General features: G+C 32.0%; 25 protein-coding genes. 13 read left to right on the top strand and 12 right to left on the bottom strand.

What is annotated here, in order from left to right:
• Positions 1-201: 201 nt before the first annotated feature.
• From AST02_RS08575 to AST02_RS08560, 4 genes are all read left to right on the top strand, one after another.
• The gene (locus tag AST02_RS08575) at positions 202-1350 is read left to right on the top strand and encodes an alcohol dehydrogenase catalytic domain-containing protein (RefSeq protein WP_069817386.1); all 1149 of its coding nucleotides are present in this window, start codon (positions 202-204) and stop codon (positions 1348-1350) included.
• 316 nt (positions 1351-1666) lie between these two features.
• Positions 1667-2059 (top strand): hypothetical protein, encoded by a 393-nt coding sequence (locus AST02_RS08570; protein WP_069817384.1) that lies wholly within the window; start codon positions 1667-1669, stop codon positions 2057-2059.
• On the top strand, positions 2049-2756 hold the full coding sequence (locus tag AST02_RS08565) for a peroxiredoxin (RefSeq protein WP_069817382.1): 708 nt from the start codon (positions 2049-2051) through the stop codon (positions 2754-2756). Before AST02_RS08570 ends, AST02_RS08565 begins: the two co-directional genes overlap by 11 nt.
• A gap of 73 nt (positions 2757-2829) precedes the next feature.
• Positions 2830-3447, top strand: coding sequence for a flavodoxin family protein (locus AST02_RS08560; protein WP_069817381.1), 618 nt, complete (start codon positions 2830-2832; stop codon positions 3445-3447).
• 54 nt (positions 3448-3501) lie between these two features.
• On the opposite strand, the gene AST02_RS08555 is transcribed toward AST02_RS08560, so the two are convergent.
• The 8 genes from AST02_RS08555 to AST02_RS08520 all read right to left on the bottom strand — a co-directional run bounded on the left by AST02_RS08555 (position 3502) and on the right by AST02_RS08520 (position 11161).
• Positions 3502-4878, bottom strand: a complete 1377-nt coding sequence (locus AST02_RS08555) for an MFS transporter (protein WP_370736930.1) — start codon at positions 4876-4878, stop codon at positions 3502-3504.
• Between the two features lie 109 nt (positions 4879-4987).
• Entirely contained in the window at positions 4988-5788 is an 801-nt protein-coding gene (locus AST02_RS08550) for a Cof-type HAD-IIB family hydrolase (RefSeq protein WP_069817378.1), read from the bottom strand.
• 261 nt (positions 5789-6049) lie between these two features.
• Positions 6050-6400, bottom strand: a complete 351-nt coding sequence (locus tag AST02_RS08545) for a PTS glucitol/sorbitol transporter subunit IIA (RefSeq protein WP_069817377.1) — start codon at positions 6398-6400, stop codon at positions 6050-6052.
• 21 nt (positions 6401-6421) lie between these two features.
• On the bottom strand, positions 6422-7438 hold the full coding sequence (srlE, locus tag AST02_RS08540) for a PTS glucitol/sorbitol transporter subunit IIB (protein WP_069817376.1): 1017 nt from the start codon (positions 7436-7438) through the stop codon (positions 6422-6424).
• 10 nt (positions 7439-7448) lie between these two features.
• On the bottom strand, positions 7449-8000 hold the full coding sequence (srlA, locus tag AST02_RS08535; RefSeq protein ID WP_002506182.1) for a PTS glucitol/sorbitol transporter subunit IIC: 552 nt from the start codon (positions 7998-8000) through the stop codon (positions 7449-7451).
• Positions 7984-8457 carry a transcriptional regulator GutM gene (locus AST02_RS08530; RefSeq protein ID WP_069817375.1) on the bottom strand — a complete coding sequence of 158 codons (474 nt, stop codon included), beginning with the start codon at positions 8455-8457 and terminating at the stop codon, positions 7984-7986. The genes srlA and AST02_RS08530 overlap by 17 nt, the downstream gene beginning before the upstream one ends.
• A gap of 3 nt (positions 8458-8460) precedes the next feature.
• Entirely contained in the window at positions 8461-10344 is a 1884-nt protein-coding gene (locus AST02_RS08525) for a BglG family transcription antiterminator (protein ID WP_069817374.1), read from the bottom strand.
• Between the two features lie 22 nt (positions 10345-10366).
• Positions 10367-11161 carry an SDR family oxidoreductase gene (locus AST02_RS08520; RefSeq protein WP_069817373.1) on the bottom strand — a complete coding sequence of 265 codons (795 nt, stop codon included), beginning with the start codon at positions 11159-11161 and terminating at the stop codon, positions 10367-10369.
• A gap of 409 nt (positions 11162-11570) precedes the next feature.
• Between AST02_RS08520 and AST02_RS08515 the strand changes: the two genes are divergently transcribed.
• The 4 genes from AST02_RS08515 to AST02_RS08500 all read left to right on the top strand — a co-directional run bounded on the left by AST02_RS08515 (position 11571) and on the right by AST02_RS08500 (position 13803).
• Positions 11571-11765 carry a hypothetical protein gene (locus AST02_RS08515; RefSeq protein WP_069817371.1) on the top strand — a complete coding sequence of 65 codons (195 nt, stop codon included), beginning with the start codon at positions 11571-11573 and terminating at the stop codon, positions 11763-11765.
• Between the two features lie 23 nt (positions 11766-11788).
• Positions 11789-11974, top strand: coding sequence for a hypothetical protein (locus AST02_RS08510; protein ID WP_069817369.1), 186 nt, complete (start codon positions 11789-11791; stop codon positions 11972-11974).
• A gap of 31 nt (positions 11975-12005) precedes the next feature.
• Positions 12006-12314 (top strand): hypothetical protein, encoded by a 309-nt coding sequence (locus tag AST02_RS08505; protein ID WP_069817366.1) that lies wholly within the window; start codon positions 12006-12008, stop codon positions 12312-12314.
• A 565-nt stretch (positions 12315-12879) separates the two neighbouring features.
• Positions 12880-13803: an SMP-30/gluconolactonase/LRE family protein gene (locus tag AST02_RS08500; protein WP_069817364.1), complete on the top strand. Its 924-nt coding sequence runs from the start codon at positions 12880-12882 to the stop codon at positions 13801-13803.
• Positions 13804-13960: 157 nt separating this feature from the next.
• Here AST02_RS08500 and AST02_RS08495 read toward each other — a convergent pair whose 3' ends face one another.
• Complete coding sequence (locus AST02_RS08495) at positions 13961-15382, bottom strand: APC family permease (RefSeq protein WP_069817362.1); 1422 nt, start codon at positions 15380-15382, stop codon at positions 13961-13963.
• 260 nt (positions 15383-15642) lie between these two features.
• Here AST02_RS08495 and AST02_RS14225 point away from each other — a divergent pair, with 260 nt between their 5' ends.
• Together AST02_RS14225 and AST02_RS08490 are read left to right on the top strand one after the other, a co-directional pair.
• Entirely contained in the window at positions 15643-15741 is a 99-nt protein-coding gene (locus AST02_RS14225) for a type I toxin-antitoxin system Fst family toxin (RefSeq protein ID WP_141714367.1), read from the top strand.
• Positions 15742-16006: 265 nt separating this feature from the next.
• Positions 16007-16840, top strand: a complete 834-nt coding sequence (locus AST02_RS08490; protein WP_069817360.1) for an aldo/keto reductase — start codon at positions 16007-16009, stop codon at positions 16838-16840.
• A gap of 453 nt (positions 16841-17293) precedes the next feature.
• Here the strand turns inward: AST02_RS08490 and AST02_RS08485 are convergent, their stop codons facing one another.
• Positions 17294-17590: a hypothetical protein gene (locus AST02_RS08485; protein WP_069817358.1), complete on the bottom strand. Its 297-nt coding sequence runs from the start codon at positions 17588-17590 to the stop codon at positions 17294-17296.
• Positions 17591-18006: 416 nt separating this feature from the next.
• On the opposite strand from AST02_RS08485, the gene AST02_RS08480 reads away from it, so the two are divergent.
• The 3 genes from AST02_RS08480 to AST02_RS14120 are packed head-to-tail and all read left to right on the top strand — an operon-like array spanning position 18007 to position 20383.
• Positions 18007-18243 (top strand): FeoA family protein, encoded by a 237-nt coding sequence (locus AST02_RS08480; protein ID WP_069817356.1) that lies wholly within the window; start codon positions 18007-18009, stop codon positions 18241-18243.
• Positions 18236-20230: a ferrous iron transport protein B gene (gene feoB / locus AST02_RS08475; RefSeq protein WP_069817354.1), complete on the top strand. Its 1995-nt coding sequence runs from the start codon at positions 18236-18238 to the stop codon at positions 20228-20230. Before AST02_RS08480 ends, feoB begins: the two co-directional genes overlap by 8 nt.
• Positions 20231-20242: 12 nt before the next feature.
• Positions 20243-20383: a FeoB-associated Cys-rich membrane protein gene (locus AST02_RS14120; protein WP_081333363.1), complete on the top strand. Its 141-nt coding sequence runs from the start codon at positions 20243-20245 to the stop codon at positions 20381-20383.
• A 219-nt stretch (positions 20384-20602) separates the two neighbouring features.
• Here the strand turns inward: AST02_RS14120 and AST02_RS08470 are convergent, their stop codons facing one another.
• Together AST02_RS08470 and AST02_RS08465 are read right to left on the bottom strand one after the other, a co-directional pair.
• A complete protein-coding gene (locus tag AST02_RS08470; RefSeq protein WP_069817352.1) occupies positions 20603-21679 on the bottom strand; it encodes an acyltransferase in 1077 nt (358 codons plus the stop codon).
• Between the two features lie 291 nt (positions 21680-21970).
• On the bottom strand, positions 21971-23917 hold the full coding sequence (locus AST02_RS08465) for a right-handed parallel beta-helix repeat-containing protein (protein WP_069817350.1): 1947 nt from the start codon (positions 23915-23917) through the stop codon (positions 21971-21973).
• Positions 23918-23925 lie beyond the last annotated feature (8 nt).

The following is a 23925-nucleotide window of genomic DNA, read 5'->3' as shown; positions in this document are numbered from 1 at the left end:
CTATGCTCTTGAGTCTATAAACTTACATTGATATCACTGGGTCATAAACACGTACTATTAAGCTTTTTATATGGAACTATATTTCAATTTACAAGTCCATAAAGTTTAGTCATATAGGCGACGGGAATATATTGAAAGAAACAGATTATATTTATGCCACTTGATCACGAGAAATTCTATAAAAATTGTGAGGCGTTATTTATGAAAGCTGTTACTTTTCAAGGTCAAAAACAAATGGAAGTTAAGCAAGTCAGCGACCCAAAGATTGAAGATTCAACAGACGCTATTATTAAAATAACGGCATCCGGCATCTGTGGTTCTGATTTACACTTATATCATCAAGGTGATTTAATGATGGACCCAGGATTTGTCATTGGTCATGAACCTATGGGTATCGTTGAAGAAGTTGGTAAAGACGTTAAAAAACTCAAAAAAGGTGATCGTGTAGTGATTCCTTTTAATATAGGCTGTGGTGATTGTTACTATTGTAATCACGAAATGGAATCGCAGTGTGATAATTCAAATCAAGAGCAAGCCAATTGGCAAATGGATAATGGTGGTTTGTTTGGTTTCGGCAGTATGCATGGTAACCATTGGGGCGGCCAAGCTGAGTATTTAAGAGTCCCTTACGCAGACTTTTCTTCTTTTATTGTTCCAGACAATGATATGAAAGATGAAGATGTTTTATTTTTATCTGATGTCGCACCTACTGCATATTGGAGTGTAGAGCATTCTGGCGTTAAATCAGGTGATACAGTTGTCATCTTAGGTTGTGGTCCAATTGGCCTTATGGCACAAAAATTCGCAAAACTTAAAGGTGCAAAACTTGTCATCGCTGTAGATAATATTGAGCACAGACTGCAACATGCCAAGGAATATAACCAAGTCGAAACCTATAATTTTGATAAAGAAAAAGAAATCGGTAAGTTACTGCGTGATACTACACATGGTGGTGCGGATATTGTGATCGATTGCGTAGGCATGGATGGCCAAGTCAAAGCATCTGAACGTGACTTGAGTCCAGATTCTGCACAACGCGGCACAATCAGTCCCATTGATACTGCGGCAGAAGCTGTAAGTAAATTCGGTACAATTCAATTAACAGGTATCTACGCAACACCAGCCGATGATTTCCCACTAAATCTGATTTTTAACCGTAATGTCCAAGTTAAGACCGGTCAAGCACCTGTGATTCATCTTATGCCGAAATTATATGAGATGATTCGTGAAGGTACATTTGATCCAACTGACATTCTTACACATACGATGCCATTAGATAAAGCGGCAGAAGCTTATGAAATATTCGACCAGAAAAAAGATAATAATATTAAAGTGATTTTAAAACCTTAAACAAAAAAAAATTAATACGACTATGAATGTCTCCTCAATTCAAATAGAATTGGGGAGATATTTTTATTTGTTACACAAAACAATAAATATAATACATATTTATTGTAAAAAGTTTAATATATTAAAATTGTGGAATATATACACCATAGCAGTAATTTTTCTCAACCTTCAATATAACTTTTTAAATTCATGTCTAATACACAAACGACTCAATATATTATTTTGTATAAACGCCCTTTTTAACAATTTCCATTACAGTTTTAAATTTTCAATTCCAAAGCTAAGATATAAAATTCAAAGTTTAGGTGTGATAATTATGAAAATAGAACAATGTATAGAAGATTTTATAAAAAGTATTATTAAAAAAGACCCAGAGTTATTTTGTAGTTTATTATGCCCTAAAGATTTATCTCTTTTAAGAAAAAAACTATATATAAAAACAGGACATCTTGGTGTAAACCGTTATATAAAAGATAAATACTTAAAAAAACTCACACGTTTAGTAACTACTTTTTACAAATACGAGTATTTTAAAGATGGCGACAAATATATAGTGAAATATTCTTTTGCTCAAAATAATTCTTATCTTAAGACAGAATTCAAAATTGTTGGTAATCAAACTACGCCATTATTTAATTTGAATATAAATAAAATGCAAGTGAAATTTTTCAACCATCCTTCTACTGTAGGTGATGTACATGCCACTTAATTCAGATTTACATTCCGAAACACAACGTCTACCACGCATTGGAGAAAAAGCCCCATTTTTTAAAGGTCAATCCACACAAGGGGAAATAACTTTAGATGATTATAAAAATGACTGGGTGCTTTTATTTGCTCATCCAGCTGATTTTACGCCAGTTTGTACTTCGGAGTTTGTAGCGTTACAAAATCAATATTCGGAATTTCAAGATTTAGGTGTGAAACTGGTTGGTTTAAGTGTAGATAGCCTTGCCTCACATGTGGCATGGTTAAACAGTATCGAAGAGTCTTTTGATGTGCAAATTGAGTTCCCACTTATTTCAGATTCCAACAAGGTAATATCAGAAACCTATGGTATGTTGGCGCCTGAATCGCATAATACCGAAAGCTCAAGAGCAGTATTTATTATCGATGACGATGCTGTGGTCCGTGCTATGATTTACTATCCAATGACTACCGGTCGTAATATCGATGAACTCTTACGTGTTACTAGAGCGATTAAGATTTCTGATGAAACAGGAGATAACACACCTGCTAATTGGAAAAAGGGAGATAATTTATTAGCTGCCCCACCAGAAACGCTTGAAGATGCTAAAAAACGAATGAAAGATTCCAATTATGACTGTAAAAATTGGTATTATTGTGAAAAAGATGCTGAACAAAGCTCTAAAAAATTTTATAACCCATTTTTATATAACAATTAGTCCTACTCCAAGAAAATGTGTTATTACTTCTAGCTCATGTTCAAGACGAAAATATAAAAATGGAGGCTAAGTTATGACCTTGAAAGCAATTATTTTAAATGCATCTCTAAAACATGGTGATGAACTATCCAATACAGAAGGGTTAGCGAAAGAAGTCACTGACATCTATCATAAAGAAAATGTAACGAGTGAGATGATTCGATTAAGTGATTATAATATTTCTTATGGCATTTCTGATGATATGGGCAACGGAGACGAATGGCCTCTCATTTTAGAAAAAATTAAAAACGCAGATATATTAATTATTGGTACGCCTTTATGGCTAGGTGAAAAAAGTAGTATCGCAACGCTTGCCATTGAACGCCTTTATGGTAGCACAAGTTTAACCAACGAGCGTGGTCAATCCTTTTTTTATAATAAAGTGGGTGGTGCCATTGTTACTGGTAACGAAGATGGCGCAAAAAATGCAGCTGCCTCAATCCTATACGCCCTATCTCATATTGGCTTAACAGTACCTCCAAATGTTGACGCTTATTGGGTTGGCGAAGCTGGTCCAGGCCCTTCTTATTTAGACATCGAGCACGTAAATGAATTTACCAAAAAACACGTTGAAATGCTCGCCTATAATACAATGCACTTAGCCAAAATTTTCAAGGATTACCCTATTCCTAATGAAGGTAACCAATTATAAAATACAATGTCAAAAGCCAGTTGCATAGCAGCAACTGGCTTTTTCTCGTAGTGTTTAAGCTTTTATATTTTTTGGTATAATGATCTGCGCTAAAATCACACCAATAATCATTAACATGATACTAGCCATGAAAGACCAAGTCGCTGCCACGCTTGCACTATGTGTCACTTGTACCGCAGCAAATATTGTCGTATTCATTGCAATGCCAAACGCCCCACCAAGTGAAGAAGTCATTTTATACAGACCTGAAGCTAGGCCAATTTTTTCATCTGGAATCGTTAAAATAGCTACAGTTAAACCAGGTGTCGCACATAAACCGTTGCCAATAGCAAAAATAACAAAACCAAATGTTACAGATGCAATATACCAGTCAGATGGCAATACGGTTAAACTGGCGAAAATAATGCCTATTGCAGGAAATAATGGTCCTACAAGTAACATTGGTTTACCGCCATGACGCAGTGATATTTTTTCCCCTAAGCGAACCATTAACACTGCCATGATGACATACGGCACTGTCACTAAACCTGATTGAAACGGCGTTAAGCCCAATTCTGTCTGAGCATACATATTAAATACTGTTGTTACCCCTATACCTGTATTAAGTACAAAGTTAACCAAAGAAGACCCAACGAGCCCACGGTTACGGAATAATGCAAAATCAATAAATGGGGCGCGCTTTCGACGTTCAAAAAAGTAAAATACAATTATAGAAATAATAAATACACTACCACAAATAATTGAAAAAGGACTCGTCCAGCCTTGTTCAAAGCCTTGCGTTGCAAATAAGGTGATACTTCCTATTAAAACAGCAAAGATTAACATACCTATATAGTCGAATGGTCGATTATCGATAACTTCCTTAGCTTCTTCTTTCGTGCCAAGTAATAGCACAAATGCTAGGATAGCGATGATAATAGACAAGATGAAGTTAGACTGCCAATTGATATATGTAGCGATAAATCCACCAACCAATGAAGCAATACCTACGCCTCCAACAGTCCCGATCATTAAGTAACTAATCGCTTTACGTAAATCCTTGCCTTCAAATTGATCTTTCAGCACACCTACTGTTGCAGGTAAGAGTATGGCTGCTGATATACCTTGAATGATTCTTCCTATAATAAGTAGTGCCGTAATATCCGAAATAATGATTAATAACGAGGCGATAATACTTAAAATGATACCCAAATAGGTCATTTTGAGTCTTCCTATTTTGTCTGACACATCACCTGCGCCTACCATAAAGATACCAGTTGCGAAAGATGTAATACTCACTGACAAATTAATAATACCAGACGTTGTTTGATATGTTTGTTGCACTGGGGTAGATATATTTATAAACGATTGAGCAAACAGCCAATACGTTAATACACTTAATACAATAGCTAAAATTAATTTGTTGCCCGATTGTTGCTTCGTACTCATGATGTTCTATGCCTCCATCTTATATAATTCATATGTTTAAAAAAACATATGCACTAGATAGATAATATCACAGAATTAACTACTTAATGTTAAAAACTATTATATATTTTTATTATTTAAAATTTAATAATAAATTCAATGTTTGTACTACGCCATCAGCATTATTATTTATTGCTATTAAATTGGCCTCTGCTTTCAACTCTGGGTAAGCATTATCCATGGCCACTTTATATTTCGCTGCTTTAAATAAATCAATATCATTTAATCCATCGCCAAATGCAATAGTTTCTGAAGGGCTGATTTGCAGTAAACTTTGAATTCGGTTAATTGTCGTTCCCTTGTTAACTCCCAAATCTGCAATATCAATCCATTCTTCATCAGATGCGATGATATAAACCTCCGACTCATAGTGTTTAATTTGATTAGCAGTCTCTTTACACTTACCTGTTGCATCATGCACAGAAATTTTTAAAATATCTTCTTCAATTTCGTCATAATTATTAATATAAATTACATTTTGGAACGATCCATGTACCAATTTCTTCTCTGATTCTAGTGTGTCTTGTAAGACATACGCGCCTGATGCGGTGCATGCAAGTACCGTTTGCGTTGGATCAATATCTTTGATCACTTGTATAATTTCTTTAGCTTTCTTATTTTCAATCGTGGCATTATAAATAAAATCACCGTTAAATTTAATTCTTGTTGCGCTATCTCCTACGATAAACGTATTTTGTGCTAAATCCCCAATAATACTCTCGACACGCTCACACTGTTTCCCCGTACAAAATACAAACCGAATATTGTGTTTCTCGCAATTCTCTTTTAATAATTGGAACGATTCACTATTAAATTGACTATCATTATTTAAAAATGTGCCATCCATGTCCGCAACAACCAGTTTAATATCCATTATAAATTCCCCTTTAACCATAATTAAGATAATTGTATCGGTTTATAAATGAAAACGATAATATTTATATCGACTTGAGTCACAAATCCAAATAAAAAGGTAACTCTATGAGCTACCTTAGTCTGTCTAGATTAATTTGTGCATATTTTTCGTGGGTATAATCTTTTTCATTACATTAATATTTTAATTTTTTAGATATACTTAAAGTTAATATAATCAAAACTATTAATAAGTAGATTATTTCCCGGGAATTAATTGGAATTACTCTATTACTATCTTTGAACCTTCTTTAATGATTGGAATATCCTTATCTTCAATATATAATGTGCCAGATTGTTCTTCCACTGTGCTACCATCAAATTTTATCGTAATGTGACCTAAATCATTTAAATTTTTATTAACTGCTGAACCTACTTTGGTAATATCAAATGCTGTATTATCAATATAAAAATTTTGCTCCTCAGTAATACTATCTTCAACAGATTGTACTTCAATAATGTAGCAGTAATCCGCTAATTCTTTAGGGGCATTGTCTCCAAATAATATAATCATTTTTTCTTCTTCAAATGCTCCAGCATCTTGCCCAATTTTTTTTACTAACGTTTTATACAATTTTAAAATCCTTTCTTAATTTTATTTATATAGACCAAAACTTGCGAGCCAAGCTACAAATACACGAGGCATACCGTTCAAGAACCTTGAATATAAAACAGATGGAACGCCTACTTCAATCGTTTTTGTTTCCGCTTCTGCTAATCCTAAACCTACAGGGATAAAATCAGCGCCATTTTGTGTATTAATTGCAAACAAAGCTGGTAAGGCTAAGTTAGGTGGAATATTGCCCTTACCAATTTCCACACCTATTAGTGTACCTAATACTTGTCCAATAACCCCGCCTGGTCCAAGTAATGGACTTAAGAATGGCAATGAACAAATGAATCCTATAGCTAACAGCCCCCATATATTTCCAGCAAGAGGTGACATAATTTGTGCGAAAAGGTCACCGATACCAGATCCTTGAATAATACCAATCAATAACGCTACGAATCCCATAAATGGAAGTATGGTATGTAGCATTGTATCTACAGCATCACGTGCAGCTTGGTAAAAAGTGTTTATAACCTTACCTGCACCCAAACCAATTTTAGTTAAGAATGACTTGTTTACTTCTCCTTCACGTGTTTCCATAATTTTTTTATCTTTAGAATAAGTCCCATCTACCTTTTCAGATGATGTATTCTCTTCTTGAGTTGAACTAGCACGCAAAAACGCTTCTTCTGTTTCTGATACTTCTGATACTTGTCCTTCATCTACTTTAGAAACATAAATATCTTCCGTAATATATTGACGTAAAGGTCCACTCTTACCTGTAGCCATAATATTGATAGTAGGTATTCCTTTTTTAGGATAAATACCACATCTTAGTGTCCCACCACAATCTATAACAGTTGCCATTATTTCTTCGTCTGGCACTGATGTCTCAAAACCGTTAATGACCTCTGCTCCTGTAATATCAGCAATTTTATCAACAACTGCAGGTTTATGGCCACCAGTTATATAAACTAATTTATTCTTTTTGCCTGTTACACCAATTTTTAACGGACCACCAAATCCTCCAGAGCCCTTTACAATTTCTACTTGTTTACTCATTTTTTTCACCTCAACCTTCCAAATTGATTTCTTTACTTAGTTTAACTTTTTGTTGTTTTTCTACGTAACTTGTTGTGAAGTCAGTAATCCAACCACCAATAAAGTTCATTACTAAACCTACTAATAAGTAACGCACTGCTAAGTCAGCTGTTGGTAAACCTAATTGTTGTATTCCGTTTGCAATACCTAAAAAAATAAATAATTCAGCTGGGTTTATATGTGGAAATATCCCATTACTTGTATGCGCAAACTGTGCTGCAGATGCATAATAACTCGGCTTGTATTTTTCTGGCATAAATCTTCCTAATGAATGAACCATTGGATTTGCTAACATAAATGATCCTAAAAATGGTAAAACTAAATATCTCATAAAAGGATTACGTGCTGATTTTTGTGCAATAATATTAATACGGTCTTCACCTATAAGTTGAATTAGCGTATTCATAGCTATTAATAACATAAGTACTAAGGGAACTATTGTCCCCATCCAATCAATAAATGTATCGGCTCCCGTTTGGAATAATTTTATAAAGCCTTCTGCGAATTTAACGATGTAATCCATGTTTCATACCCCTTTCATTTTTAAATAATTTATTTACCTTTTTAACTGCTTTCATCAAAGGCGATGGAATTTTTTCAATTTCTCCACCCTTATCAATAATATTGAGTGTGTGTTGAGCATCTAATATTGCTTTAACTAGTAATTTATTGTATTTTTTTAAATCTTTATCAGTAACTTTATTTAATTTAAAACCTTCTAACCCTTCTAGCTTACGAAATTTAGAAAATACTGTTACCCCTTGCATGTAACGGGCTTCTTCAACTTCATTTTTCCCGTTTAATTGAAACAACACTAATGTTCCTGCTTTAAATATTGAGGGTCTTCTCCCAATCGCTACGCGGCCATTACTACGTAAATCTGTATAATTTTTCGTGAAATTTTTTATCTGTAAAAGCCCCAATAAATATTGAACAACAAAACCAACTGCAGCTAATACGATGAGTATGATGAAAAACATAACTTAATTCCTCATTTCTTGATTTAATAATTGTGCAAAATCAGCAAAGGTAGTTTTCTGGGAAAACTTATTAATTAAAAATGCATTTGTTGATAAATTCAATATTTCTTCATATGTTCGAATTAATAATGCTTCATTTACAACTCTTTCAGGAGTAGCTATAAGCACGACAATTTTTAATTCAGGATAATCGATACACCCTTTTTCTAAAATTGCGATTTTAATATATATACCTTCTCGATTTTGACTGGCATGTGGGAATCCTAGACTTTTATTAACTGTAGATTTTCTTTTTTCTCTTTCGATAATATGTGCTTTGAAAGTCTCATCAACTTTACTTTCGTGATATAAAATATCTACCATTTTTCCAATTACTTCTTCATAACTAAGTAGGTCATTTATATAATGCAAATCTTTATCAGTCATGCAGTCAACAATGACACTTTTGTTAAAAATGGTTTTACTTTTTAAATCTTTATATATTAAAAATTGTTCTACTTTGAGTTTTAATAATTGTTCATCAAATGCATCTTCTATATAAATAACTCTATTGAAAAGTCGGTTTTCTTTGGTCGTTGATATAATTAGTTCATAATCATTTACTACATGTTCATTAAATTCTGCCTTTTCAATCGTAGTAATATTGATGTTCGGTCCAAAAACTTTAAACAAATTATTCTTTAACAGTTTAATGGTACTTAATCCATAATCTGTCAAAATTGCAATATTGGAAATTTCATTTAATTCTTGTTCTAATTGCTCCAAATAAATACTAAAATAAATGGTTAAGAATCCTAATTCTTGTTCTGAAACATCCAAACCAATCTCTTTCGTGATATTCTCACCTAATACTTTTGACAATTCATAAGCAAAGGGAAAACGTTGTTTCATATCATAAGAAATTTCGTTATTAAGTCTAATGTCAAAAAGCATACGGTTAATTAAATGTTTTATATGTAACCGTATATCTTTGGTAAATAACGAATAATCTATTTCTATTGCAAAATTTTCAATAACGTCATCTACTGTGTTTGAAATAATACGATTAATTAGTGCTTCATCTGTGGATGAAATTAATTCATCTAATATAGAGGCACGTCGTCCCATTAATTGTATGACGATTAAAATCATCTCTTTATCTACATCAATATTTGTATATTTTTCATTCAAATAATCTCGAATAAAAAGTATTTCTTTATAGTCATTTGAAGAGAAAATATGATTGTCTAAAGTGATATCATCATCTATGAGTTCGCTTTCTTCTATCCGCTCTATTGTCACCATTATCGAAACAAGAAAACGCGTATAAGATTGTTCATCAAGCTTTAACGTCTCGCGAAGTTTAGTTAAATGTATAAATAATTCATACTCTATTTCAGTATTGTTATACCGATCTATGAATTTCTCAATAATTAATTTTCGAATATCATACTCAAACCCACCGATAGATAATCCTACGTTGGGTTTACCTATGACTGAAACATCGTATTCATCAATTTCTGTTTTTAGATTACTCAATAAATTATTCACGCTCGTTTTACTCATAAAATAATACTCTGCAAGATCATCAATAGTAATAGGATCATTTTTTAATATTTGAAAAAATATATCGACCATTGCGTTATAATTGGAGAAGTTATTTTCTTCAGTGTTTCTTACTAAATCTTCAAAGTGATTAAAAAAAGCTTGTTCTTTTTTGATATAAAGAGTTAGAGTTCTATGATATTTAGATATGACAACCAAATCATCAAAGTAATGATTAATTTGTTTTATATAATTTAAAATAGTTTTTTCTGAAACTTCTATATTAAATGATAATTTCTCAAGAGAAATACTATCATTGAGCAGTAATTCAACTATTTTTATATGTTTCTCACTTAATTTCATAATTTCCCCCTATCTTATGGGGTTATCCTCTGGATTTACCACCTGAAATGTTAATTGTTGTACCAGTTATATAACTTGATTTACTTGAACTCAAATAACATACTAAATTAGCAATTTCTTTCAATTGCCCCACTCTTTTTAGAGGAATGGATTTAGAATAATCCCCATTTAATTGATCTACAGTTGTATTTCGACTATACGCTAATGCTTCTTCATATTGTGAGGTACGTAATCCAGTTTCTTCAATTATTCCTGGTGCAATAGCAACAACACTAACATTGTATTTACCTAATTCCTTAGCCCAACTTCTGGTCAAACCAATTAATGCAGCTTTAGTTGCTGAATAAATACTTTGTCCCTCAGAACCTTCTTGACCTGCCTCACTGGAAATATTAATAATGTGTCCTTGGTTTTGTTTAATAAAATATTTAGCAACTGCCTGGCTGAACCAGATAGGCCCTTTTAGGTTCACATCAAACATAAAGTCCAAATCTTTGTTATTGATTTCATATTCAGGATGCTCTTCTTTCTCATCAACTAGCATACGTGGTAAATTAATCCCCGCATTGTTGATTAAAACATCTATCTTACCTTCTTTTGAATAAACTTCATCTACAGCATCTTGTACGATGTCTCGATTTGTTACATCTACTTGTAAAAAGTTGTAATTTCCGTTATTTACTTCACTATTTTTCAAATCTGCATTATAAACTATTGCACCATTATCTAATAAGTTATTAACGATTTCGTTTCCTATACCTGAACTCCCACCTGTAACAATTATAATTTTGCTTTCTAAATCTAACCAACTATCCATAACTTATATCCTCCTATTAAAATTGATTTGTTCCCATTATATTTGTAATCGTTTACATAATTAATACAAAGATTTGTGCGAATTTAAGAAAAGTTACGAATAATAGAAGAATAGCTGATTGTTTTTCCAATAAAGTATGTATACGGCTATGTTATTTAGAATAATTTAAAATTATCATGAAACGGATAACTGAAAGTCATTAGCAACAGCCAAATTGAATTTTTCGTAAAGAAAAAAGACTATTAGTAACTAATCCCTTTTATTTTTATAATACTTTAAATTTTCAAAGATATATTCAAAATAAAGTATAAAGTTGAAATAATATGTGTTAATTTAAATATAAAGTGTTTTAAACAGTCATTTACTGGGATACTAAATTACATAGCATATTGTGGAGAGGTTTTAACATATGAATAAAAATAAATTAAGGTTTTACATACATATAGGGCTAATTATCTACGCCATCGTTTACGGCATATTATTACTGTCGACTGACTGGATTTCTGCAGGTTGGTCACTAGCATTCGTATTAAGTTTTGCTGCTATCGGTATCTTAAGTGATATCGTCGCTCCAAAAAAGCGTAATAATTCGGAGAATAGTTAAAAGCGTCAAGGAGATTATATAAAATGAAAATAATTGAGTTAACAACTGTCATAGCCATTATTTTATTTACTATTTTAGTAGCTATTGCTGTGCCCAAATGCATTGCAGATAAAGACTATATAGTACTTATATTTGTAAGTATTTCCTGGGTAATTTCTATCTATTATTGCTTTGTCTTTTTAAAAATAAAAAAGAATGATGATGGATAATATAATAAATGTAGATAAGGAGATTAAAAATATGATAGCAATACTTTCACTGGTTTATGGTATTGCCATAAGTTTGTGGTTTTTATTCATAGATCGTAACGAGTCGGAAGGATTAAAGAAGAAAATAACTGCTATGTTTTTAATGTTAAATAGTGTTTTATTAATTATATTTGCAGTCATAGGGCTTTTGAAAATTATTGAACTGTCAAATTTTGAAGGAACTTTAATATTATTAGGAATAGCAATGATTCAACTTTCTCTATTAGAAAAAAATAAAGTTAAACCGCTTTATATTTACTTTGGTCTAGCTATGCTTATCATAAATGTATTTATTAGTTAAGAATTTTTGTATATTACATGAAATCAAAGGAGGAAGTCACATATGTTACCTAAAATGTTAGTCATTTTTTTATTACTTTTTTATCCTATTTTTGTTAAAGCTATGAATAAGAAAAAGAAAGATAACTATGAATCATTAAAATAAAAAAGTTAAAAGCGCTTAACAGAGAACAAACTGTTAAGCGCTTTTTATCGGTTATTGTTATGAAAATATGTTTCTTATCACAGTAATTATACCTCTAATTATTGAGAGTAATACATCTAGGATAATAGTCATAATGCTAAATTTATCTTCTTTATCAAATTTTCTTTTTTTGTCTTTATTAGTCATATAAATTCACCATCCACCTTTTATAAAACCAAAACACGCTTAAGTATGAGTTCTTTATCTTTATTAATTAAATTATAAATTGCTATTTGTTACTTAGCAATATTGGTAATTCAAGATTAAATATTGATAGTATGAGATTAGAAACCTTTTAGGTAATTTCATTCATCAACAATCTGTTTACTATAAGGTGCTTTTCCTATAAGACACTTTTATAGAAAAAATTAGGAGGAACATCATGCAAGCTAAATTACTACAAGAAAGCGTACAATCAACTTTTGGAGAAGGTCCTTTGTGGGACGATGAAAATCAATGTTTATTTTGGATAGACAATGTAGAAAATAAAATACGCGCTTATTATCCTCAAACTAATCAATATACTTTTTACCAACTTGAAAAATCTCCAATGTCACTTGCAAAATATTCACAGAATGAACTTATAGTGATTATGAAAGATGGATTTTATCTGTATGATTTAAAAAAAGAAACGTTAAAAGAGATTTTTACACCAATGGATTTAAATAACAAAATACTTTTAAACGATGCTAAGTGTGATCCTCAAGGCAGACTTTGGGCAGGGACAGTTAACGATGACTTTAGATTATTTAAAGAAAGCCAAGATAGCACTCAAACTGAATTTCATGGACAAATCGCTAAGCTTTATCGCGTAGAAAAGGATTTTTCTAATATTGAAACAGCAAAAGAGAAAGTAACACTTTCTAATGGACTTGATTGGGACCCTGTTCGAGACATTATGTATTATATCGATTCTGCTAACCAATCCGTGAGTCAATTTAATTATGATTCAAAAACTGGTCAAATTTCAAATGAAGAGACTGTTTATACTTTTGAAGAATCAGATGGATTACCCGACGGCATGACAATTGATCAACAAGGCATGTTGTATATTGCTTTATTCAAAGGTGGTGTAGTAGCAAAGATCGACCCTTTCCAGAAAAAATGGATAGACAGTATTACTTTACCAACTTCTACCGTTACATCTTGTGCATTCGGTGGAGAAAATTTAAAAACTCTATTTATGACTACGGCATTAGCACCATTGAATGAGTATGAAAGACACCAAGAACCCACGGCAGGCTACATGTTCTCAATCGATTTAGAAGTTGGTGGATATAAAACGAATATATTCAGAACAACTTAAAAAGTGTTGCAGTTTATTTCACAAACACAATTTAGGATATGATATCAAAAACTGATAAAACCCCCTTCACTTTAGCTACTAGTGAAAGGGGTTTTCATGTATTTTATAAAGCCTAAAGGTATAATATGTATTTACACATTTACCAATAATTAGTTATCTATTTCTGCTGACCATTCATCTTAATGGCATAAAATAAATAATATACAATACCAATAATAAACCAAATCAATGTATAGAATTTAGCTTGTCCGCTTAATCCCCAAAACACTGCAAATACACAGATAAATATAAATATCGGCATAACAGGATAAAATGGTAATTTAAATGCTGGTTCTGGTAAATCTTTACCTTCTCTTTTGCGTAATGCATAAATTCCAATTGTCACAAACATGAATGCGACGAGCGCGCCTGCTGAAATCAATTCCGCTAAAAATCCAAATGGAAATACAGATCCGATAATGACTGCCACAATTGTTAGTATGACTAAAGAACGATTAGGTTGATTCTTGGTATTTAACTTCCCTAACCAAGACGGAAGAATGCCATCACGGCCAAATGAATAAAGTAAACGTGAACCGGCAAGCATCATACCAATAAGTGCCGTAAACATACCTATAACTGAGACAGCCTGTACAATAACAGCAACTGTGCCGTGTCCACTCATACGTAATGCCCAACCTACTGGTTCTGCGTTATCTTTGTATGCTGAGTAATCAAACATACCTACTAATACGAGTGATACAGCAACAAATAATCCAACTGCAATAAGTAGTGATCCTAAGATACCTCGAGGCATTGTTTTCTGTGGGTTAATTGCTTCTCCAGAATTAGCTGCAATAGAATCAAAACCGATATAAGCAATGAAAATAACCGAACTTCCTGCGTAAATACCTTGCCAACCACCAAAGGCACCTGCTGCTGTTTCTTTATATTCAGGAATAAACGGTATGTAGTTTCCAAGATTAATAACTGATAAACCTACAATAAGAAATAAGAAAATCGCTAATATTTTTAACACAACAAGTATATTTTGTACGCGTGCTGTTTCTGATGCACCTCTCGCTAACAAGAGTGCTGTGATAATAATTACAATTGCTGCAATAATATCCATTATGCCACCGTTAGTTCCAAGTGAATTGGATAATCCGTTTGGCAATGATATATGGAAGGGGTCTAAAAGCCCTCTTAAATTGGCTGAAAAACCTGACGCTACAAAAGAAACTGCAATAATATACTCTGCAATGAGCGCCCATCCTACTATCCAACCAAAAAACTCTCCGAATAATATACTAATCCAAGTATAAGCCGAACCTGCAAATGGCATCACTGAAGCCATCTCTGCATATACAAAAGCAACGAGTGCCGCTACTATAGCTGATACTAAAAATGAAAGTGTTACAGCTGGTCCAGTATGATCTGCAGCAACAACACCTGGTAATGTGAAAATAGCAGTCGATACAATCGTTCCGACACCTAATGCTAAAAAGTCTCTCACACGAAGTGTACGTTCCAAATTTGAATCTTTATTTTGATAACGGGATAAATCTTCTTTCCGAAATACTCTTTTAATGATACTCATTTTGTCTAACTCCTTGTTGTTTTAAAAATAAACATGTTCTTAAGTATAATGATTTTCGAATACAATGTACATGTTGTTTTAAGAAGAAATTAAATAAATTGAGAATGATATTTGTTGTAATTTGTATAATTGAGGAAATATTTGAAGATAAAGTGACAAGCTCAAACATATGATAAAAGCACAGCATTTCTAGTATATAATATGGATGTCGCCTATCTCTCAGGAGTCAATTTAGACGTTGAGAGGAGGTGATCTGAATAATGGTAGCATTTTTTATAAATGTCTTAGCCACAATCATCAGTGGTTGCATCATTGCCATGTTTACGCAATGGCTTCGTAATCGTGGCGAAAAACAATAGGCGATAACGTAAGCCACACCATAAAAAGCCCTCACTATTATAGGCAATAGTGAGGGTTTGGTGAACTAAATGGTAACATTTTTTATACCTATATTATAATCACAGCAATCTTAAAAATCAATTAAAAATATGATTATTCATAAAATAGATACCTAGGTTACTTTAAAGTGCGTACTTACATTTTTACTTAATCATCGGTAATATAACTAATATAAACATTGTTTGAAAATATTTTGAAATCAAACACAGTAAAAGGAGAATAACTATGCAATATATTGATTTTCATAATGGTAATACTATGCCTCAACTTGGTTTAGGTGTTTTTAGAGTAGAAAATGATGACACTGCAAAAGATGCAGTGAAGCATGCAATTATTAACGGCTATCGCAGTATTGATGCCGCATTAGTTTACGGAAACGAAGAAATGGTGGGCCGTGGTATACAAGAAGGTATGGCTACAGCCGGTATTCAAAGAAAAGATTTATTTATTACCTCAAAACTTTGGTTTGATAGCTTTGGCAAAGACAATGTAGAACAAGGATATCAAACTTCTATAGATAACTTAGATCTAGACTACTTAGATCTTTACCTTATTCATTGGCCGGGTACAGATGAGTCTGTCATGATTGAAACTTGGAAAGGTATGGAAGCTTTATACGAATCAGGCAAAGTTAAAAATATTGGTGTAAGTAACTTCAATATTAAGCATTTAGAAGTGTTAAAATCAGAAACTTCTATTAAACCTGTCATCAATCAAGTCGAATTTCATCCCTACTTTACACAACAAGAATTAAGAACTTACCTAGATACTGAATCTATATACATGGAGTCATGGTCTCCACTAATGAACGCGGAGATTTTAACAGATGAAACAATCAATACGATTGCAGAAGAAATTGGAAAATCTCCAGCACAAGTTGTTATTAGATGGAATATTGAACATGGTGTCGTAACAATTCCAAAATCAATTACACCTCATAGAATAGAAGAAAACATTAATATCTTTGATTTCTCATTATCAACTAATCAAATGGAACGTATTGATGCATTAAACGAAAATAAGAGAATTGGACCTAATCCATTAGAATTAAATGGTTAACAAAAATACAAATATATGATGTTGTAACAGAACGTAAACAAACCCAATGTGTAAAGAACTCAAAAAGTTGTACTTTGGGTTACTATATAACTTTAAATGTTTGTTCATTGTTTTAAAAATGCCAGTGATTTGGACCGCCTCCTGTGAGGAAAGCATCAGCCGAAGACTACAGGCTAAGGCTGTGTCCTCGGAAAGCGTGCACAAAAAGTACCAACTAACAATTACACAGTAGCAGTCTGATGGGAGCGAGAATACGAAATCAAATTTCAACTTTTGATTTCGTATTCCCGTTCCTTTTTTATGTTCTCATTGGTATTTCTAATCATTTTTAATATTCTAGACGTACTTTAGACAGCCTATCATACTAAAAAGGCTACTGATATAGTTCTAATTACCCCCCTATCAATAGCCTTCATATGCTCATTTTATTATTCAATTGTATGAATTTAATCACTATTTCATGCGATCCAGTATCTCTTCTTGAATTACTTGCAACGCTTCATTATAATCTGTATTTGTATTTTCTTTTGCATTTACAACTAATAAATCTATAAGTTCAATGTCACTCTTTTCACGAACTTCATTTTCAAATTGGTGTAAATGCTCTTCTGAAGTTTCCGTGTTTTGCTTTTCTATTTGATAATATTGATCGGCTCCCAATCCGCCTTCCTCAATCATCACAGAAATACCACTAGAACGTGTTTCATTCAATCTTTTGACTTTGATACGTTTATTTTCACGAATAACCATTTGAATCCCTCCTACATTATGCGCATTTTACAAACCCTTAATGCATATAAACTATTTATATATTGCTACTGATGGATTGAAAACAAATCGTCTTGGTGTCTTTATTTTTATGTATTAAAAACTATATTTACGAATCAAAATATCTAAAAAACTGGACCGCTTCATTTCAAGTTTGATTCGAGTGTAATACCTATCGTGTAAATATACAATATTTTTGCTCACTTATCTATACCCTAAATTCAAGGTTAATATATATTTCAGATAGATTTTATTATAAGTTTAATGAAATCTATGAGCATTGCAATGTCTTTTAACAAAATGTCCACAAAATTAATATTTAAAACGCTTTTATCGTACAAAACTTAGTTGTATAATTGACAATGATTATTATTTACAATTAAGAAAGAGTGATGACTATGCTAAATATCGAGACAGCCACTTTGGAAAAACGTTATAAAATTAAAGCTCTACATATTAAAAACCAACATATGTTACAACGTTTAAATGCGTTAGGCTTAAATAATGGGACGGACGTGAAAATTAAGCAAAAATGTTTATTCAAAGGGCCTTGTATTTTAGAAGTTAATGACCAATGTTTAAGTATACGTGGTTGTGATGCATGTCAGATTTTTTTAGAGGAAGCACATGAATAATAGCTATTGTATCCTAGGAAATCCTAATGTAGGTAAGACCTCATTATTTAATGCATTAACTGGCACTTACGAATATGTAGGCAACTGGAGCGGCGTTACCGTTGAGAAGAAGGTCGGCCGTCTAAAAGAGAACGCTGGAAGCCTTATAGATTTACCTGGTATATACGAACTGTCACCTATTTCTAAAGATGAAACTGTAGTGACCGACTACTTATTAAACAATGACTTCTCAGGTATGATCAATATCATAGATGCAAGCCAACTCAAACGAAATTTACAATTAACAGTTCAATTAATGGAATTAGGGGCACCCATTATTATCGGCTTAAATATGATAGATGTAGCCACAAAACGTGGTATTCGTATTAATCAGACTGCTCTAATGAAGAAATTAAAACTACCCTTATTACCTATAATAGCGAGAAGTGGTAAAGGTACGACTCATTTATTACATGCGCTTAAAGACCATTCATTATCAAAATCTAGACCTTTACGAATAAATTATGGCGAAAAATTTGAAGATACAATATCTCGTATTGAAAAATATTTATCTGAACACACTTCTTTCGATAAACAGCTTTTCAGATTTATCGCTATACAATTCCTTTTAGACAATCCTAAAATTCATGAATTACTCGATGAAATCGTGTTAGAAAAAATCATCCCTTTACGTGAAACATTATCTGATTTACTAGACTGTTCTATTCGTGAATTAGTACAACGTAAACGTAGCGACTACATAGCTCAATTATTAGACGGGGTGATTGAATATCCTGATGAAGAACAACAATATCTTTCTAATCGTATAGATAAATTGCTAACACATAGAATATTAGGTATCCCTATCTTTTTAGGTATCATGTGGCTCATATTCCACATTACATTTACATGGATAGGTACACCATTATCTGATCAGCTTGATGAATTTCTTGGTGGCACATTTACCGATACCGTTAAGTCAGTCATGGATAACCTTGGTGTTGTAGCTTTCTTACAAGATTTAATTACTGACGGAGTGATTGCAGGTGTTGGAGGTGTATTAGTATTCGTCCCTCAGATTATCGTACTCTTCTTCTTTATTTCTTTACTAGAAGATTCAGGTTACATGGCACGTATAGCTATATTGATGGATAGAATTATGGAAACCTTTGGCTTAAGTGGTAAATCCTTTATTCCTATGATTATTGGTTTCGGGTGTAACGTGCCTAGTATTATGGCTGCACGTAGTATTGAAAGTGAGAAAGAACGTCTTACAACAATTTTAATTGCACCGTTTATGTCATGTTCTGCAAGACTACCTGTGTATGCATTATTTGTTGGTGTTTTCTTCGAGCAAAATCAAGCGCTCATTGTGTTAAGTCTTTATGTACTTGGCATTGTCATCGCATTATTAACAAGTGTATTACTGACTAAAACTGTGCTGAAAAATGATGATTCAGTATTTATCGTGGAATTACCGACATATCGTTTACCTTCTATCAAAACACTTTGGAGAAGTACTTGGGAAAAAGCAAAAGGATTTGTTAAAAAAGCAGGAACTTTCATCTTTGCAGGTTCAGTAGTTATTTGGCTTTTAAATTATACAGGACCAGGTGGTTTCAACGTAGATGTAAACGACAGCTTTTTACATTCTATCGGAAGTTTCTTTGTAGTTTTAGTTGCACCTTTAGGATTCGGAACTTGGCAAGCAGGCGCGACGCTTGTTCCAGGGTTCTTAGCTAAAGAAGTCATAGTTAGTTCGATGGCTATTATTTATGCTTCAGATGAAGCCGGATTAGTAAATATCGTTCAAGATCAATTTACGCCATTATCAGCCTATGCCTTTATGATATTTATCCTATTGTACATACCTTGTTTATCGACTGTAGCAACCATTCGTAAGGAAACCTATGCCTTAAAATGGACAATATTCGCAGTAGCCTATCCTTTAATTGCTGCCTATATACTGACATTCATCTTCTACCAAGTTAGCCAATTTTTTATTTAAGGACGTGATTTTATGTCGATTATCATTAACATCGTTATCTTTTTAGCAATTTTTGGCTACACTATATTTACATTAACTAAATTTATAAAAAAATCTAAAGAAGGAAAATGCAGCTCTTGCGGTTCTAAAGAAGGTTGTAATACAAAAGAATAACAGTGAACTAAATAGATCTTATCAATTCAATCACTAAAATAGATAAAATGAGAGGCTGAGACACGTATTTTGTCTCAGCCTCTCATTTAAATTTTACGCTTTAGCATTCAAAATGTTCTTACATATCTATTTACTTATTTTCTCTATTTGTAGATGGATAAGTCTGTCGTCCTGAAAGCTTGTTCTTTCTAATACCTTAATGCTCATATTACAGCTTCACTATGTCTTCTCATTTCGTACACGCTTATTAATAATAGTTTTTTTAGCTGGAATCGGTACAATATAACTTGAAAAAGGCAATTTACTTATTAAATAAATGGATATTACAGAAAGACATAATATAACGATATAAGAAATAACAAACGTAGATGGATTATTAACAATATCTGCATAAGGATACTGTCTATATATCATAATTAATAAAACATGAATCAAGTATATCCCCATAGAATAATTTCCTATAACTGTTAAAGATTTCATTAAATACTTATAATTTTTAACATGATTATAAAATATAATTAATAGCGCAAGAAAGAATGGTATATAAATGATGTTAGCTATACTGCTTGAACCATATAAATTTGTAATATCAATGCTGATTATTAAATCAACAAATAATATCATCCCTATTATTTTGACATAAATTTTATATTCTAATATTGTTCTATTAATTTCTTTATAAAACTTCGCATAACAAATGCCAAGGAAAAAGAAAGAAAGCCAATTCAATATAAATGCTTTACTATTAACAAAAGCGTTTAATAAGTCACTTTGGAATGTGATTTCACCTCTACCATAATTCAACCAAATTACATTTATTATTGTCGCAATGATATATGCTGCTATTAATGGTAACCCCTTTTTAAGTTTGTGTACGAATGGAAATAGTAAATAAAATTGAATTACTACTAAAATGAAATATAAATGTATTTCAGCTGTACCAAGTATATAGTATTTTATTAAAGGCGTCCCTGGAGGATAATATGTATTAGTAAAAAGATACCTCAATACTATATATAAAGTTGTCCATAGTATATAAGGTATAAAGATTTTAGTGAATCTTGATTTGATAAAGTATAATAAACTAAATTTTCTATTCAAAGTCGAACTTGTAAGCAAAAATGCACTGATTACGGCGAAAATTGGTGTTCCTAATCTCGCTATTTGATTAAAATATGACAAAATAGGATCTGTTATGACACCATTTGAATTATACAATTGAGCTGTTAAATGTATACATAGAACTAACATCGTGGCTATAGCTCTTATAACAGGTATTTCTTCATAATATTTCATAAACTAATATCTCCTATGGTTTTAATAAAAAGTTTTTAAATAAATTAAATAAAAAAACAATTATTCTATATTATCATAAATCAACTGTTAAAGCACATTGCTTCTGTATAAAGCAATAATAAAAATAGATTAATAGTATTTTGACATAAAAAACATCCCTAAAAGTTGAATTTTTATGTCCAACTTTTGGGATGCACTTCAATTTTTAAAAATTGAGGCTGTTTTTCATTTGTGAATATTATAGTGTTCTAATTATTTTGTGCATTTCATCTGTATAATAATGACTCAGTCCTACAGATAGTCGCCGTTTTCATTGTGTTTCCAAATTAGCACTTTGTTTTCACCAGCTTGTAAATTTTCAATCGGTCCTAATAGAGTAGTATCCGTTCTCATATTTTCTACTAAATCAGTATTAATACTGATTGGCTTTTCATTCGGACTTTCAAAGTCTGCATCTGCTAGTCTTACTTTAGGTAAAGTATCACTTGATTGGGTTTCTCCTTTAATTTCAAAAAATGATGCTGGTAATGAAATGTTAAGATATAAACCTTCTGATTCTTCTTCTAAAGATAACGCAGGATTGAAGTTCTCATCTATTAAATTATTTTCTTCTTTTTCAAAGTGTTTGGCTTTATTGAAATAAGCATTATTGTTAATAAAAACAGGTTGTTTTATTTTATGATAAGCTTGGTGATCTCCTTCTTCTTGAGAGACCAAATACTTATATTCTTCTAAAGATGTTGTATAACCATTATACAGTTCAGTTCCAATATTATTTACAGCATTTTTCCCTATAAATATATTATTGTAGAATCTATCGTCTCCTCCATAAACTGGAGCAAATCCAGCGACTAATGTACTATGTGGCACATGGTAAGGCGTTGATCTATCTAGCATCAATCTATGAACCATTTCACCGTTAATAATATTATTAACATAAGCGCCACCTTGTGCATGATTATCTAAAGCGTAATCAGCAGTTAATATATTATTATCGACGAGATAAGGTCCGCTTGTCACTTCTACAAAAAGATCTCTTGTATTTTCATTGAATATATTTTTACTAATTCTTGTTCCTTGAGTTTGCCAATCAAACCACATACCTAAAGAGCAGTTATGAACGTAATTATTATAAACTTGTGTATCTAAAGCCGCATGTAGTTTAATACCAGCAATTTCATATCCAAAAAACGCTCTTCTATTACCAATATTAAATATGTGGTTATTATATATTTCACTAAAAGCGCACCCTAAATGACCCACAATAGCATTTTGTCCACAATCGCTAATTTTATTATTTCTAATAATATGTGATCCTATCGTTTCTTTATTCCAATCAGCGTTAACAGCACTAAAAACTGTTTCTATTTGGTATTGATAGCCAGGTTTATCTTTTCTAATTGAACTAAAGTTTTGTCCAGTAGATATCTCTTTACCAATTGAAACACCACTACACATTGAATCATGTATATAATTATTTTCTACGATCCATTTTTTACTCCAATTCGTATCAATCAAACCAGTCTGTTTAGCTGTAGGTGGAGACCATTGTGTTGCCGCATGCGCTAATTCAAAATTACGAATTGTTATATAATTAGTATGTGTTTGACTTGGCGAAAATACGTGTTCTCTGACATTGATTTCTATTAATTCTTCATTTGGATTATAGTTTTGAAAATTAGCGTAAATCGTAGTACTATTTTCATCTACTTCCGCATACCATAAAAATGTCGATAAATCAGCGTAATCAAAATCAACTTCTTTTTCAGTCCAATGATCAAATACTTTTTCGACGCTTTGTGGATTTTTCAATCTATCAAAAGCATTTACTTCAAATAGTGCATGACCATTTAAATATACTTGCCCTAAAGTCTGATCATTATCAACCTCAAGCCAATCACCAAATAATTTCACTGAAAAAGGATTAAATGTTTTGAATAATTGATTAGGAACTTCTACTTTCCATATATTTCCTTCTACAAGATGCCAATCATTTATTTCTTCAGAGCCTTTTACAGTCACTTTTTCATTTTTTGCACTTTCAAATGTAATTCTGCGAGACTCGCTTAATCCTGAATTTATGTCGTTTATTTCTTCTCTATATATGCCTTCATGAACGATTACAGTGTCCCCAGGTAACGCAAGCGAAGCTGCTTTATTAATTGTTAATAACGGCTCATCCTCAGACCCCTTAGCAAAATCTGATCCTGTTTTAGCTACATATAATTTTTTTGACATAATATAAC

Source organism: Staphylococcus equorum (genome assembly GCF_001747895.1).
In the GTDB taxonomy this organism is placed as follows: domain Bacteria; phylum Bacillota; class Bacilli; order Staphylococcales; family Staphylococcaceae; genus Staphylococcus; species Staphylococcus equorum_A.
This window is presented reverse-complemented; position numbering and strand designations above follow the sequence as displayed.